Below are 14581 nucleotides of genomic sequence, written 5' to 3' on the forward strand. Positions count from 1 at the left end.
CTCGCCACCTCACGTCTGGGACAGCGTGCCGAGGCGGCACACCCGGTCGAGGACCCGGCGCAGCAGCAGCAGGCCCAGCCCGAAGCCGACGGCGCCGAGGCCGAGGATCACGGCGAGCCGGAGTACGGCATCGCTGACGGGGGCGGGCGCGAGACTGTCACGCAGCAGATCGGCGGACCAGGACAGGAACACGGCCCGTGACTCCGGCCGCAGCCAGGCGGGCAGCGATGCGACCGGCACCAGGACGCCGCCCAGCAGGTAGAACGGGTAGCTGAGGGTGTTCTGGATGATGCGTGCGGAGGGCATCAGGACGAACAGGGAGGTCAGGATGCTCGCGGTGCCTGCCGTGGCGAAGCCGGTCGCCAGCACGCAGGCCGCGGTGACGGCCGGGTGCGGGAAGGCCAGCCAGCGGTCGAAGAGCAGCCCGGCGACGAGCCACGACTCCGCGAAGGAGACAGCGCCGATCGCGGTGACCGCGCACATCCGGCCCATCACGAGGACCTCGAAGCGGGCCGGAGCGGCGACCAGTCCCTCCAGGGTGCCGAGGGACCTCTCCGTGTTGATGAGTTCGCCCGCGGTGTAGAGGGCGAGGAGCCACAGCGACATCAGGGTGGGCGCGACCACGGCGTACGGCGAGAGGTCCGCGCGCCCGGCATGGTCACTGATCGCCAGGAAGACGACGGTCAGCAGGGGGGCGGTCACGCACACCTGGACGGTGTCGGGCGACCGCCACGCCAGCCGGAGCTGGAAGCGCGCGGCAGTGAGGAACAGCCTCATCCGCCCACCGCCATGCCCCGCTCGCCGATGACGTGCAGATAGACCTCTTCCAGCGTGGGGCGGCCGGTGGAGACGGCCGTCACCCCGGCCTCCACCAGGAGCCGCAGGACCGCGTGGGTGGCCTCCGCGTCCCGCGTCTCGATCCGCGTCCGGTCCTTTTCGAGGGGCCGGACCGCGACGACACCCGGGACCTCCGCCAGGACGGCGGCGACCGCGGCGGGGACACCGGCGGCGTCCACCTGCTCGTAGCGGGAGATCAGAGCGCCGATCTCGGCGGGTGCGCCGGTGGTGACGATCCTGCCGCGGTCGAAGACGGACACCCGGTCGCACAGGGCCTCGGCCTCGGCCATGTCGTGGGTGGTGAGCACGACGGTGCGCCCGTCCGCCTTGAGTCCTTCGACGAGGACCCGGAAGTCCTGGGCGGCGACCGGGTCCATGCCGACGGTGGGCTCGTCGAGGATGAGCAGCGGCGGATCGGCGACCAGGCCCCGGGCCAGGTGCAGTCGCTGCTTCATGCCCCGGGACAGGGTGTCCACCCGGTCGTCGGCCCGGTCGCCCAGGCCCATCCGCTCCAGGAGCGCGTCGCAGCGGCGCCGCAGGTCGTTGCCGTGCAGCCCGTAGAGCGCGGCCCAGAAGCGCAGGTTGTCGCGGATCGTGAGCCGCGTGTACAGCCCGCGCTCCCCGCCGAAGACGATGCCGATGACTCCCTTGACCCGGTCGGCGTCCTGGACCACGTCGTGGCCCAGGACGCGGGCGGTTCCCGAGGTGGGGAGCAGGACGGTCGACAGGATCCGGCAGAGGGTCGTCTTGCCGGCCCCGTTGGGTCCCAGCAGGCCGTACACCTCGCCCCGTTCGACCGTCAGGTCCACTTCGCTCAGGGCGGGGACCTCGTCCTCGGCGCCCCGCTTGGCGTTGCCGTACCGCCGCGTCAGCGCGCGGGTCTCCACCGCCGTCACGGCGTCTCCTCCGCCAGCAGACCGACCTCCCGGAGCGCCGCGTCGTACTGCTCCTGCGCGACGGTCTCGCCCGTCACCAGGAGGTAGTCCCCGACCGGGGTGAGCAGCAGGGCGCCCTCCCCGAAGTGGTGGACGCGCGCACGGTCCCGGTCCGTACGGCCGGTGGCGCGCCCCAGCGGCATCCCGTACAGCGGCACACCGGCTTCGAGGGCCGCGCGGACGTCGGTGGCCGGGCCCGGTGACACCGGACGGGCGGCGCGGCGCGCCCGTTCCTCCCGCTCCGCCGCTTCCAGGGCCGGGCCGAGGACGGCGAGGTGGCCGACCGGTACCCGCTGTGCGGCGTAGTCCAGCAACTCCCGGAGCTCGGGCGCCAGATGGTATTCGACCGCCGCGGAGACGAGGCCGTCCAGGCTGGGCGGCTCGGCATTCCCGAGCATGTGGACGTCGATGGCGTCACGCGCGTGGAAGGGGCGCTGGAACCGCTCTTCGGCCAGGGCCAGCAGATTGGCGGTCAGCGTATCGGCGGGCATCGCGGACCGGATGGGCACGGCCTCCTGGTCACCGACCAGGGCTGCCGTGGCGATCTCGACGCGGAGCTCGGGATCGAGCAGGGGGTCCTCGGGCTGCCAGGTCAGCGTCACCACCACGTGGCGGGCCGGCGCGCCCAGCACGGAGACGCCCGCGTACTGCGGCGGGTTGTCCTCCGTCAGCAGCCGGACCGCGTTCCACAGGTCCGGCTCGCCCTCGGTGACCAGGTCCAGGTCGCCCTGGGGGCGGAGCAGGCCTTCGGGGTAGGTACGGGCGAGCAGCGGGCCCTTGATGACCTGCGCGGGCACCTGGGCGGTGACCCGGGTGAGCACCTCCTCGTAGTGGCGGGCGCGCCGCCGGGCCCGGGCCAGTTCCCCGCGAGCGGCCGCGCTCATGGAGCAGCCCTCCCGCTCCAGCGCGGACAGCACGAGGTAGGGCAGGGTGTAGTGCGCCTTGCGCGCGGTGAAGAGCAGCCGGCCCGGCCCCTGTTCCGGGGACACGTCCAGTACGTCGTACAACATCGCGAGGTCCATCTCACGCACCGCCCTTGTCGTGGCTTCGCCGCCAGAAGACGTGGTCGACCGCCCAGCCGCGTGCGACGAGGGAGGCCACGATCCTGTCGCCGTGCCCGGCGGCGACGTGCGCGGCGGGGTGGACGACGTGTCCGATCAGGGGGAGTCCCGCCCGGTGCGCGTGGGCCATCGCGGCCGCCGTCAGCGCGTGGGCGGCTTCGCTGCGCGGCCCTTGCGGTTCCTCGACGAGCACGTCGACGAGTTCCACGTGGTCGCGGCCGGTCACCGGATCGTCGGCCGCACACAGCAGCGTGGCGTGGCCGACCGGGCGTCCTTCGCGGCAGGCCACGTAGGAGAAGCGGTCGGGGGCGGCCAGGACCTCGCGCGCGAAGGTCTCGGCCGCTCCGGGGCCGGTCTCGATGTCCTGCTCGGCGTTGCCGTTGACCAGGGCCTGGGCGAGCCAGCGGGTGAGGTCGGCGGTGTCGGTCCCGGGGTCGGCCGGGCGGACGGTGAGGGGCGAGGACGCCTGACCGTCCTGCGCGGGCGGGCCCGAGTACCTCAGGTAGGTGAGGTGGCGCTGCCACGGGCCGGCGAGCCGGATGTGGGCGGAGGCCCGTACGGTGACCACGCCCGGGCCGGCCTCGGAGAGCCCCGCGACGGCCAGGGCCTGCTCCAGCCACGAGGGGTCCGACAGGAGTTCGTCCGCGCAGAACTCGACGAGGAGTTCCGGCTCGTCGAGCTGGGGGTCGTGCTGCTCCCCCGCCACGAACGGGTGGCCGTGCAGCCGGTGGAGGAGTCCTGCCTCTTCCGCTGCGGCGAGGTAGCGGGGAGAGGGCGCCCGGCAGGCGGGAGCGGTCCCGGTGGTCGCGTCGGCGGTGTTCACTTCGCCTCCGGGCGGACCACGGTGACCAGGTCGTCGCGGAGCGAGGCGGCCGCGGCGCGTACGTCGTCCCGGGTGACGGCGGCGATCTCCCGCAGCTCGCCGTCCACGTCCCAGGCCTCGTGGAAGAGGGCTCGCGACGCGAGGAGCCGCGCGTGTTCCAGGGGCGTCTCGGTGTCGCGCAGCAGATCCATGCGGGCGTGCCGGCGGGCGGAGTCGAGATCCGCCTCCGTGGGCCCGGTCGTCGCCAGTGCGTCCAGTTCCCTGATGACGATGGCGACCGCCTCGGGGCCGTTCCCGCTTTCCACGCCGATCATGACGCGCCAGGCGCCCGCCTCGACGTAGCTCCGGTCCCATGCCTGGAAGGAGTAGGCGATGCCGGCGGCCACCCGGAGCTGGCGGTAGAGCACCGAGGAGGCGTGGCCGCCCAGGAGGTTCGCCAGCACGGTGTAGTGGTGGCGCTTCCCCTCGGTCAGTCCGGCGGACCGGCCGCCCACCGCCACCCAGGCGAACTCGTCGGGCCAGACGGGCTCGGCCCGGTGGGGCGGACCCAGCGGGACCGGCGTGCGGGACGCTGCGGTGGCGCGCGGGGCGGTGGCGGTGGCGCGCAGCCCGCGGGGAACCCGCGGGCCCACCACGGCGAGGGTCATGGGGCTGGTGAGCAGGGAGTCGCGGTGTCCGCGCGCCACGCCTTCGAGGTCCATGGCGGCGATCTCGGCGACGGTGCCGCCCACGGGCCGGCCCAGCGGGTGGCCGGGGAAGAGCGCGGAGAGGAAGGCGTCCTGGACCGTGTCCATCGGGTCGGCTTCGGCGGCCGCGAGCTCCTGGAGCACGGCGGCGCGTTCTGTGTCGAGGGTCGCGGTGTCCAGTTCGGGCGCGAGCACGGCGCGCAGCAGCAGCTCCACGGCCTGGTCCGCGTCGTCCGCGTCGACCTGGAGGTGGAAGAGCATCTGTTCCAGGCCGGTCTCCGCGTTGGCGCTGCCTCCGAGACCTTCGATGTGCTGCACGAGGGGGCCGACGCCGGGAAGGGGTGCTGACATCAGCACGTGCTCCAGCACGTGGGCCAGGCCGCCGCGGTCCGGCGGGTCGTGGCGCGCTCCGTATGCCACGCCGAGGCAGATGCTCGTTGTCTTCAGGCGGTCGTCGACCGCAGTGATGACCGAAATCCGATCGGCAGGTGTCATCAGGAATCCTCGCACAGAGAAACAGAGAAAGGAGAAGTACGGAGAGTGCCGCCGCGGCTATGCGCCGCGGCGGCACTTGGGTCAATTCGACTCGGCTCAACGGCCGGTCTTGACCTTGTCCAGACGCGGGCGGAGGCCCACAGCGTGGTTACGCATTGTTCTTCACCTCCTTTCATGAACAGAACGGTCGGGCGACGGGAATTCAGCCCCGGATTCCCGTAGTGGTTTTCCGGAGCGGTTTCCCCCTCGCAACAAAGTTTTGCGCCTCAGACGGAGATCATCAAGAGGTTGTCCGTTTCCTAGTCGATGGACAACAATTTCTCGATCTCCTTCCCCGTGTATTCGGCGAGCCGCTCGGTGAGCGCTGCCGGGGGGCCGCCCGGGACCGGCCGCCCGGTACGCGCTCCCCCGCTCCGCGCGGAGGCGGCGTGACGGGCGCAGAACAGGGCGTCGGTGAGACGCCCGGCGGCCAGCAGGCTGCCGGCGTCGGCGAGGACACGGCGGTCGGCGCCGCCGGCCTTGCTCGCTTCCTGGATCTCCGCCCGCACCCCTGCCTCGTCCGGCTCTCCCAGTTGCCACGCGTGCCGCAGCAGGTCCCAGAGCTCCGGCCGCCCGGCGCAACGCAGGTCCGCGGGCACCCACTTGGGTTTGTGGAAGCGGGTCGGCCCGACGGTCAGCGCGGCGACGGCGAGCGCGTAGGCGGCCGTACGGGCCTCCTCCCATCCGGCCGGCCCGGTGTGGCGGGCCGGCTCCACCCGGCGCAGCACGTCCTCCAGCCAGGCGGCCAGCAATGCGGGCGGCGCCTCCTGCCGTGCGGCCCGCTCGGCCAGGCGCCGGCCGTGCCCCTCGGGATCCACCAGGGGCAGACCGCCGAACCTGGCTGCGAGGCCCATCCGGTGCGCGGCAACGGCGAACGAGCTCGCGGAGGCGATGTGCCGGCCTCCGGTCAGGAGCTCGGCCCGGCCGAGCGCGAGCCGCTCGACCGTCACCGCCACTCCGTCCACCGTCCGGCGGACGGAACGTGTCCGGGCGGACCCGGCCCGCCCCTGCCGTACGAGGACGAGCAGATTGAGGTCGGAATCGGGGCAGGCGAGGTTGCGCCCCACCGAGCCGGTCGCGAGCACCGCGACCGCCCCTGGTTCCTTTCCGAGCCGGTCGGCCAGACCCCAGGCCAGATCCACCCGCCGTACGCTCTCGGCGCTGCCCGGGAAATCGTCCACCTCGCAGAGGCGGGCCGGTGTCAACGCGGCGACCGCCGCGGCGGATGCGAGGCCGTCGGTCACGCTCGCCACGGCCCGGCGCCGGCCGGCCTGTTCGAGGAACGGACGGGCCAGCACGGCATCGGGGTCCAGCCCGGACGCCAGGAACGCCTGCCCGGTCACGGTCTGCGCGGCGGGCAGGCCGAACCAGGTGCGCGCGTCCTGGAGGGCCTCGACGGCGCCGTTGCTCAGGTGCACTCCGTTGTTGGTGCGGCGCACCGGTTCGCCCGCCGGTCCGCGCAACGGGAAGAGGCCGGTGAGGGCGTCCCCGCGCAGACTGCCGGGCAGGGCCCGGGCCGGGTCGGTGACCCCGCAGAACTCGCGGCGCATCCGTGCCCAGTCCAACGGCCGCTCACCGGCCGGGGCCACCAGGACCGCCACCGCCCGGTGGCCGGTTCCCTCCAGGTGTCCGAGCACCCCCGGCATGTGGGGGTTGACGACGACGACGGCTTCTCCGTCCTTGGCCGCGGGATCCTGGTACACGTTGACGAAGAGGCAGTCGCCGATCTCGTTCGGGCCGTCCACGGCCCCGCTGTCGAGCCCGCGCAGTTCGGCGGAGGCCGTGCTCCACTCCTCCATCTGCCCGGCGGACAGCCGCCCGCCGGCGAGCAGCTCGTAGGCGCACTCCACGCTCAGGTCCTGCGGCCGGGCGCCGAACCGGCGCCGGAACTCCGGCCGGTCGTAGATCCGCAGGAAGGCGATCCGCTCCTCGGCGGTCAGCGACCCGCGCCGGGCCAGCTCGGCGTGCGGGAGGTAGTGGTCGGCCGCGAGACCGCCACGGGCGATCTCCTCGTCCTCCAGTACGCGGGCCCGGTCCGCGCGGTAGCCGCATTCGGCCAGCCGCTGGGCCAGCTCCCGCAGGGTCTGCGGGCCCACGGCCATTCCGGGTTTGAACAGGACCACGCCGGCGGCGTCGACCGGGTCCGGCGGCGGGTCGGGGTGCCGCCACCGGCCGGTGCGCAGGACGGACTCCAGGCCCGGGGAGGCGCAGGCCTCGGCGTCGGGCACCCGGCGCAGCCGGCGGCGGATCACCGACGCCACCCACCAGGCGGCCTCGCAGGGCAGCCGGTCGGGCACGGCGAGGCCGAGGTCGAGGTCGAGGTCCGTGCCGTCGACGCGCAGCACGGTCGGGGCACTGCCGGTCACGGTCACCCGCAGGTCGTCCGGCCCGCCGGACATCCAGGAGACGAGGCGGTCGGCGTCCAGTTCTCCGGTGATGGTGACGGTGACGGTGCTCACGCGCCGCCCAGGTCTTCCTGGGCCCGTACGATCGCGCGTGCCGCGTGGTCCAGGCTCTGCTCGATGACCTCGTCGTCGTGGGCGGCCGAGACGAACCAGTTGTGCATGGGGTGGACGAAGGATCCCTCGGCCGCCATGTGGACCGCGAAACGGCGCATCCAGGCGAAGTCCCGATCACCGTCCACGGTGACGGTGGGCATCGTGACCGGGCCGGAGACCCTCAGCGGCACCCCGTTCAGCTCGCCGAGCGAGAGCAGGCCCGCCACCAGCTTCCCGCCGGAGGCGTGCATCCGCTCGACGCTGCGCTCCTCCTTCATCAGCCGCAGATTGGCGATCGCGCCGGCCATCGAGGAGCCGGAGTTCCAGTAGGTGCCGGCCACGAAGATCCCTGCGGCGGCCTCCCGCAGCGCTTCGGTGCCCGTGACGGCGGCGATCGGCCAGCCGTTCGCCAGCGCCTTGGAGAAGGCCACCAGGTCGGGCCGGAAGCCGAAGTAGGCGTGCGAGCCGCGCAGATCGAGGTGGAACCCGGCGCGGACGTCGTCGGAGATGAGCAGGGTTCCCGCGCGGTCGCAGTGCTCGCGCAGGGCGCGCAGCCACGCCGGGTCGGGCAGGACCGCGGTGCCGGCGATCGGATGGTGGAAGGGCGTGATGACGACGGCGGCCAGCCGGGGGCCGTGCTCGGCGAAGAGCTGCTCCACCCCGGCGACGTCGTTCCAGCGCAGGGTCGTCACGTCGTGGGAGTCCGACGGCCGGCGGCCCTCGCCCGGGTTGCACCACGCGCACCAGCCGTGGGAGCCGTGGTAGGCGCCGTCCACGCAGGCCACCATGGTCCGCCCGGTGTGCGCCCGCGCGGTGAGCAGGGCGATCCAGGTGGCGTCGGAGCCGCCCTTGCCCCAGGCCGCCCAGGCCGCGCCGTCCACCGTGTCCACGAGCAGCTCGGCGAGTTCGACCGACCGCGCGGTGGCCTGGCTGAGGCAGTCGCCGGAGCGGGCCTGCTCCATGACGGCGTTGTCGACCTCGGGGCGGGCGTAGCCGTTGACCATGGTGCCGTAGCCGCACATGAAGTCGACGTACCAGTTGCCGTCGACGTCCTTCAGCCGGGCACCCTCGCCGCGTTCGGCGAACCACGGGTACTCCGTGGGGTCGTACACGGCCGGGAACTTGTTGTGGCCCCAGACACCGCCGGGGATCACCCGCTCGGCTCGGGCCAGCAGCTTTTCGGAGGCGGGGAACCGCCCGTGCGTCGTGTCGTTCATCAGATCTCCAGTGATTGGGTGCGGCGCCGTCTCAACCGCGGATCGACGGGCGCAGCCGCCCGATGGCGGCGGGGTACCGTTCGGCGATCCGGTCGGCGCTGGCGAGGGACTGGTCCCGGAAGTCGAATCCGGGCGCCACGATCTCGCTGATCAGCCCGTGGGAGACGTCTTCCGGCAGGCGGCTGGACTTCCACCAGCCGCCCGGGCAGGTGAAGACCAGGACCTGACCGGCTGCCGCGTCCTCCCCCATGACCACCTCGTGCACCTCGCCGTCGGGCGAGAGCATCAGGTACTGGATGGGCCCGCCCGAGTTCAGGAAGTGGGTGATGTGGGCTCTGTTGAGGTGCAGGTATCCGACCGGTGAGTCCCGGTCGAGCAGGTAGTGGATGGTGTTCGCCAGCGGTCGCCGCCCCCGGGGCGTCTCCAGGCCGGCGGTGGACTCGTAGTACTGGCGGAAGTAGCCGCCCTCGACATGGGGGGTGAGCCCGAGGAGCTCGTGCAACGGCTGCCCGTCCGACCCGGCCCGCCGCCCGTCCCGCTGCTCCGCCTCCCCAGCCGTGGGCGGCCGGGGAGCCGCCGGCTGCGTGCCCTCCCCGAAGGCGATGCCCGGGACGACGGCCTCGCTCCAGAGCCCGGCCTCCCCCTCCAGCAGTTCCAGGGCGTACCACTGGCCGCCGCGCACGGTCAGCTGGAACGGCTCGTCCGGGGACGGGTGACCGCCGAGCGGGCGGGCGGTCGGCCGCCCCCGCCCGTCGCTGGTCCACAGCCGCAGCACGGTGTCCGGCCCGTGCGGCGGATGGCGCACGAGTACGGTGTCCGCGTCCGTGCGCCGCCAGCCGGTGCGGGGGCGGTCGGCGTCCAGCAGCCGGGTGCGGAACGCCATGACCCGCTGGTCCAGGAGGCTCCCGTCGTAGAAGTCGTGCCCGCCGGGAGCACTCGCCCAGCCTCCGTCGGCGCAGGGCTCCAGGCCCAGCCACCGGGTCAGGTCATCGGTTCGAGACATGCGTGAGACACCCCACATCCATCAGTAGCGGTACGAGTCCGGCTTGTACGGGCCGCCCACCGGTACGCCGAGGTACTCGGCCTGCGCTTCGCTCAGGGGGGTCAGCTCGGCCCCCAGCGCGTCCAGGTGGAGCAGGGCGACCTTCTCGTCGAGGTGCTTGGGCAGGGCGTGCACGCCGAGCGGGTAGCTGCGGACGCCGGTGTACAGCTCGACCTGCGCGAGGACCTGGTTGGCGAAGGAGCTCGACATCACGAAACTCGGGTGTCCGGTCGCGTTGCCCAGGTTCAGCAACCGCCCCTCGGACAGCACGATCAGGGAGTGCCCGTCCTCGAACGTCCACTCGTCCACCTGCGGCTTGATCGTCTCCCGCTGGACGCCGGGCACCGCGGCCAGCTGCGCGAGGTCGATCTCGCCCTCCGCGTGGCCCATGTTCCCGACGATCGCCTGGTGCTTCATGCGCGCGAGGTGCCCGGCGGTGAGGACGTGCCGGCTGCCCGTCGTGGTCACCACGATGTCGGCGCGCTCCACCACGGAGTCCAGCGTCGCGACCTGGTAGCCGTCCATGGCGGCCTGGAGCGCGCAGATCGGGTCGATCTCGGTGACCACCACGCGCGCGCCCTGGCCGCGCAGCGCCGCCGCACAGCCCTTGCCCACGTCCCCGTAACCGCACACCACCGCCGTCTTGCCGCCGATCAGGACGTCGGTGGCCCGGTTGATGCCGTCGATCAGGGAGTGCCGGCAGCCGTAGATGTTGTCGAACTTCGACTTCGTCACCGAGTCGTTGACGCTGATCGCGGGGAAGAGCAGGGACCCCGACGCGGCCAGCCGGCGCAGCCGGTGGGCGCCCGTGGTGGTCTCCTCGGTGACCCCGCGGATACCCGCGGCCATGGCGCTCCACCGGCCCGGTGCGGTGGTCTGGACAGCGGCCAGCAGCCGCAGCAGGGCCGTGTCCATCTCGTCGTCGTCCGGCCCGGCGGCGGGAACGGCGCCCGCCCGCTCGTACGCGACGCCCTGATGGAGCAGCAGGGTGGAACCGGCCGCGTCGTCGAGGAGCATGTTCGGCCCCGAACCGTCGGGCCAGCACAGCGCGCGTTCGACGCACCACCAGAACTCCTCGGCGCTCTGGCCCTTCCAGGCGAACACCGGAACGCCCGGCCGGTCGTCGCGGCCGCCTCCGGGACCCACCGCGACGGCGGCCGCCGCCGCGTCCTGGGTCGAGAGCACGTTGGATCCGGCCCAGCGCACCTGCGCGCCCAGCGCGACCAGCGTCTCGATCAGCACCGCGGTCTGGACCGTCATGTGCAGCGTTCCGGTGATCCGGGCTCCGGACAGCGGCGCCTGCCCCGCGTACTGCTCCCGCAGTGCCATCAGCCCCGGCATCTCGTTCTCCGCCAGGCGGATTTCGGTGCGGCCGCGGAATGCCAGGGACAGGTCCGCCACCCGCTGGTCCGGGCCCGCGCCTCTTTCACCGAGGGGTGCACGCGGCATTGCGTCCAGGGCCGACTGCGCGGTCGACTGCGCGCTCTCGCTCGTTGCCGAGGTCATGGGTGGCATTTCCCCTCTTCTGTGGTCATCTCCTGGAGCGTCACTCCGGGACCACCCGGGCTCAAGGGGTTTCCCGTTGCCCGATGGAACTGGCAACCGGCCGGAGCGTGCGAGCCCCTGGAAATCGCCACGCCCCACCGGAAAATGCGCGGGGCATGCGGCACCGGTGGCGTTTCCGTGTTTCCGGATCTGGACAACCCCTTGGCCCCGGAGCGGGGCATCGGGAATGCTCGTTGCAGAGAGAACGCCGCTACCGGAATTCCCCGGGCAGTGGTCTTCTCACCGGATATGGAGAGGGGGATTCGAAATGCGCAACCACGCCGTGGGCCTCCGCCCGCGCCTGGACAAGGTCAAGTCCGGCCGCTGAGCCGCACTCTGATCCTTCGGCGAGTGCCGTGAGCCCCGGCCCACGGCACTCGCCGACATGCGTTCCTTGAATCACGAGGTGAATACCAGTCATGCCAGTCGATCCCAAGCCGTTCCTCACCCGCCCCACCGGCTGCCTGTTCGTGTTGTCCGGGCCTTCGGGCACGGGGAAGACCTCACTGGCGCGCGCCATGGCCGAGTCCGATCCGACGCTGGTCACCACCCGGTCCGTGACCACGCGCCGGCCCCGGCCCGGAGCCGGCGAGGAACACTACGACCACGTCTCCCGTGACGAGTTCCTCAAGATGGCCGGCAACGGCGAGTTCGCGCAGTGGATCCACCCGTCCTTCGACGAGTACTACGGCACCCTGCGCGCTCCCCTTGAGGAGGCGCTCGGCCGGGGCCAGGACCTGCTTCTCGACTACTGCCCCGAGGGCTACCTGAACCTCCGGCGCTGCTTCCCGGAACAGACCGTCGGCATCTTCGTCATGGCCCCCAGCGTGGAAATGATGGACCGGCGGCTCGCGGGCCGGGGCAGTGAGAACGAGGAGGAGCGGGAGCTGCGGCACACGATGGCGCTGCGCGACTTCAACTTCGTGGCGGAGCACGCCTACCACGTCGTCAACGACGACTTCGAGGAGGCGCTGGGCACCCTGCTGGCGATCCGCCGGGCGGAGAAGGCCCGGCTCGCTCACCAGGGCCTGGCGCTGGGGGCGTACGCACGCCACGCCGAGCCGACGCTGCTGCGCTACTACTGACCCCTGCGGGCCGGCCCTGCGCGCCGGGGCCGCCCCGCAGCCGCTGCTTCCGGTCGGCGGGGGTGGCGGCCGAGCGCCGGGCCGTCCTGTCGTCGTACGCGGGATCCGCGTACGCACGACGACAGGACGGCCCGCTCGCGCTCCTGCGGGGTCAGCGCTCTCCCGCGAGGTCCAGGTCACCCGCCCGGGGCCCGCTCGGCGCCGGGCCCGCCGGGTCCGCCGGCTTCGGGTCGCGCCAGGGGCGGGCGATGGGGGTGGAGACCGGGCGCCACCAGGGGTCGACGGGCAGCTTGCCGGCGGGCTCGAAGGGCTCGCCGGGGCGCGGGGCGGCGATGCGCTGGCCCGCGTCCCCGGCGGCGTCGAGCGTCCAGTCGGCGGGTTCGGCCCAGGCGTGGAAGGCCAGGTTGAAGGTGCCCCAGTGGATCGGGAGCAGCGTCCCCGCCGGAGCCCCGCCCTGGAGGTCGAGGTGGGCCCGCAGGCCCTCCTCGGGGGTCATGTGGATGTCGGGCCAGTACTCCGAGTACGCGCCGATCTGGATCATCGTGGCGTCGAACGGGCCGTGCTCGGCGCCGATCTCCTTGAAGCCCGGGAAGTAGCCGGTGTCGCCGCTGTGGAAGATCCGGTGCCCGCCGCCGCTGACCACCCAGGAGGCCCACAGCGTGAACTGCTGGTTGCGCAGGCCCCGGCCGCAGAAGTGCCGGGCGGGGGTTGCGGTGAGGGTGAGTCCGGCGACCTCGGTGGCCTCGTTCCAGTCGAGTTCGCGCAGCCGGTCCGGGGAGACGCCCCAGCGCTCCAGGTGCGCGCCGACGCCGAGGGGGACGGCGAAGACCGTGTCCGTGCCGGCCAGCGCCTTGATCGTGGGGAGGTCGAGGTGGTCGTAGTGGTCGTGGGAGATCACGACGACGTCGACGGCGCCCAGCGAGGCCAGCGGGACCGGGACGGGGTGGAGCCGCTTGGGTCCGGCGAAGGGGAACGGGGAGCAGCGGTCGCCCCAGACGGGGTCGAAGAGGACGCGGCGGCCGTCGATCTCCGCGAGCACGCTGGAGTGGCCCATCCAGGTCAGGCGCAGTCCGCTCGCCGGCGGCTTGGCCAGGTCGGCGAGGGTGGTCGGGTGTACGGGGACGGAGGCGGCCGGGCTGCGCCGGGCCCGCTGCTCCTTGTGGAAGTAGATCTTGGCGAACTCCGCCATCGATCCGGAAGGTCTGGTCCGGGCCCCGACCGGGTTCCGGAAGACGCCGTCGGCGAAGTTCGGCGAGCGCAGGATCCGCTCCAGCCGTGCGCCGGACGGGTCCGCGCCGAAGGCTTCGGGCCGCAGGGCGCGCAGCCGGGGACGCAGGGGAAGGGAGCCGGTCAAGGCGCCTCCTGGGAAGGTGCAGGATGGGACGGTCGTACGTCTACGACCATCCCAACGCACACCGGCCCCGGAGGATTCCGCCGCGCGGTGTCGTGAGCGCCACCCGGGGCTTCCCCTCCCCCGCCCGGGGCCGCTACAGCGGCAGCAGGTCCGGGCGCTTGGCCTCGACGTGGTCGCCGGAGGACTCGCCGCGCAGCCGGCGGCCGATCCACGGCACGAGGTGCTCGCGCGCCCACTGGATGTTGTCGCGGGTCACGTCCACCGAGCCGCGCGGCGGGACGGGCGGCCAGGGCTGGTCCGGGTCGGCCGGCACCTCGTAACCGAGGACCTGTGCGGCGCGCAGGGCGACGCGGGTGTGGCCCTCGGGCGAGAGGTGGAGGCGGTCGCCGTCCCAGGCCCGGCGGTCCTGGACGGTCTTGAGGGACCAGAGGTCGAGGACGGGGCAGTCGTAGCGGTCGGCGATGGCGCGGACGTGCACGTTGTACGTCGCGATCTTGCCGCGCAGGTGCTTGAGGACCGGTACGCCCCGCGTGTCGAAGCCGGTCGTGATCATCACGAGGCCCACGGAGGCCTTGAGGTCGGCGAGGGCCGCCTCGAACCGCTCCGCGACGTCGTCCGGGTCGCTGCCGGGGCGGATGATGTCGTTTCCGCCCGCGCAGAAGGTGACGAGGTCGGGTGCGAGTTCCTTGGCTCTCGGGATCTGGTCGGCCACGATCTGGTCGAGTACTTTGCCCCGCACGGCCAGATTCGCGTACCGGAAGTCGTGCTCGTCGCGCTGATCGGCCAGGAGCACGGCGAGCCGGTCCGCCCAGCCAAGATAGGAATCCCCGGGTCCCGGGTCCCCCACGCCTTCGGTGAAGCTGTCCCCGATCGCCGCGTACGAGCCGATGGTCTTCAGTGTCGTCTTCGTCGCTGCCACAGGAAGACATCCTTCACCTTGGCAACCAACCTACGCCAACGTAAT

General features: G+C 72.8%; 12 protein-coding genes. 1 reads left to right on the forward strand and 11 read right to left on the reverse strand.

Translation table 11 applies throughout. The features are described from left to right. Positions 1-9 precede the first annotated feature (9 nt). The 9 genes from OG553_RS04135 to ahcY all read right to left on the reverse strand — a co-directional run bounded on the left by OG553_RS04135 (position 10) and on the right by ahcY (position 11082). Complete coding sequence (locus OG553_RS04135; protein WP_405977647.1) at positions 10-777, reverse strand: ABC transporter permease; 768 nt, start codon at positions 775-777, stop codon at positions 10-12. Beyond that, positions 774-1733: an ATP-binding cassette domain-containing protein gene (locus OG553_RS04140; protein ID WP_405977648.1), complete on the reverse strand. Its 960-nt coding sequence runs from the start codon at positions 1731-1733 to the stop codon at positions 774-776. Before OG553_RS04140 ends, OG553_RS04135 begins: the two co-directional genes overlap by 4 nt. Further along, complete coding sequence (locus tag OG553_RS04145) at positions 1730-2794, reverse strand: nucleotidyltransferase family protein (protein ID WP_405982950.1); 1065 nt, start codon at positions 2792-2794, stop codon at positions 1730-1732. The genes OG553_RS04140 and OG553_RS04145 overlap by 4 nt, the downstream gene beginning before the upstream one ends. 1 nt (position 2795) lies before the next feature. Beyond that, positions 2796-3656: a hypothetical protein gene (locus tag OG553_RS04150; RefSeq protein ID WP_405977649.1), complete on the reverse strand. Its 861-nt coding sequence runs from the start codon at positions 3654-3656 to the stop codon at positions 2796-2798. After that, on the reverse strand, positions 3653-4837 hold the full coding sequence (locus tag OG553_RS04155; RefSeq protein WP_405977650.1) for a M16 family metallopeptidase: 1185 nt from the start codon (positions 4835-4837) through the stop codon (positions 3653-3655). Before OG553_RS04155 ends, OG553_RS04150 begins: the two co-directional genes overlap by 4 nt. Positions 4838-5136: 299 nt before the next feature. Continuing rightward, the gene (locus OG553_RS04160) at positions 5137-7335 is read right to left on the reverse strand and encodes a hypothetical protein (RefSeq protein ID WP_405977651.1); all 2199 of its coding nucleotides are present in this window, start codon (positions 7333-7335) and stop codon (positions 5137-5139) included. Further along, entirely contained in the window at positions 7332-8591 is a 1260-nt protein-coding gene (locus OG553_RS04165; RefSeq protein WP_405977652.1) for an aminotransferase class III-fold pyridoxal phosphate-dependent enzyme, read from the reverse strand. Before OG553_RS04165 ends, OG553_RS04160 begins: the two co-directional genes overlap by 4 nt. A gap of 31 nt (positions 8592-8622) precedes the next feature. Further along, positions 8623-9594: a cupin domain-containing protein gene (locus OG553_RS04170; RefSeq protein ID WP_405977653.1), complete on the reverse strand. Its 972-nt coding sequence runs from the start codon at positions 9592-9594 to the stop codon at positions 8623-8625. Positions 9595-9615: 21 nt separating this feature from the next. Then, positions 9616-11082: an adenosylhomocysteinase gene (gene ahcY, locus OG553_RS04175; RefSeq protein WP_405982951.1), complete on the reverse strand. Its 1467-nt coding sequence runs from the start codon at positions 11080-11082 to the stop codon at positions 9616-9618. A gap of 515 nt (positions 11083-11597) precedes the next feature. On the opposite strand from ahcY, the gene OG553_RS04180 reads away from it, so the two are divergent. Then, positions 11598-12263, forward strand: a complete 666-nt coding sequence (locus tag OG553_RS04180; RefSeq protein ID WP_405977654.1) for a guanylate kinase — start codon at positions 11598-11600, stop codon at positions 12261-12263. A 151-nt stretch (positions 12264-12414) separates the two neighbouring features. Here OG553_RS04180 and OG553_RS04185 read toward each other — a convergent pair whose 3' ends face one another. Then, positions 12415-13617 (reverse strand): MBL fold metallo-hydrolase, encoded by a 1203-nt coding sequence (locus tag OG553_RS04185; RefSeq protein ID WP_405977655.1) that lies wholly within the window; start codon positions 13615-13617, stop codon positions 12415-12417. A 133-nt stretch (positions 13618-13750) separates the two neighbouring features. Next, positions 13751-14536 carry an SGNH/GDSL hydrolase family protein gene (locus OG553_RS04190; protein ID WP_405977656.1) on the reverse strand — a complete coding sequence of 262 codons (786 nt, stop codon included), beginning with the start codon at positions 14534-14536 and terminating at the stop codon, positions 13751-13753. Positions 14537-14581: the final 45 nt, after the last annotated feature.

The organism is Streptomyces sp. NBC_00158 (assembly GCF_045160885.1).
Lineage (GTDB): Bacteria > Actinomycetota > Actinomycetes > Streptomycetales > Streptomycetaceae > Streptomyces.

Bases quoted from the DNA above. Each gene is read 5' to 3' on its own strand.
- OG553_RS04135 (WP_405977647.1), bottom strand. From the start codon at position 777: ATGAGGCTGTTCCTCACTGCCGCGCGCTTCCAGCTCCGGCTGGCGTGG.
- OG553_RS04145 (WP_405982950.1), bottom strand. From the start codon at position 2,794: ATGGACCTCGCGATGTTGTACGACGTACTGGACGTGTCCCCGGAACAG.
- OG553_RS04155 (WP_405977650.1), bottom strand. From the start codon at position 4,837: ATGACACCTGCCGATCGGATTTCGGTCATCACTGCGGTCGACGACCGC.
- OG553_RS04165 (WP_405977652.1), bottom strand. From the start codon at position 8,591: ATGAACGACACGACGCACGGGCGGTTCCCCGCCTCCGAAAAGCTGCTG.
- OG553_RS04170 (WP_405977653.1), bottom strand. From the start codon at position 9,594: ATGTCTCGAACCGATGACCTGACCCGGTGGCTGGGCCTGGAGCCCTGC.
- ahcY (WP_405982951.1), bottom strand. From the start codon at position 11,082: ATGCCGCGTGCACCCCTCGGTGAAAGAGGCGCGGGCCCGGACCAGCGG.
- OG553_RS04180 (WP_405977654.1), top strand. From the start codon at position 11,598: ATGCCAGTCGATCCCAAGCCGTTCCTCACCCGCCCCACCGGCTGCCTG.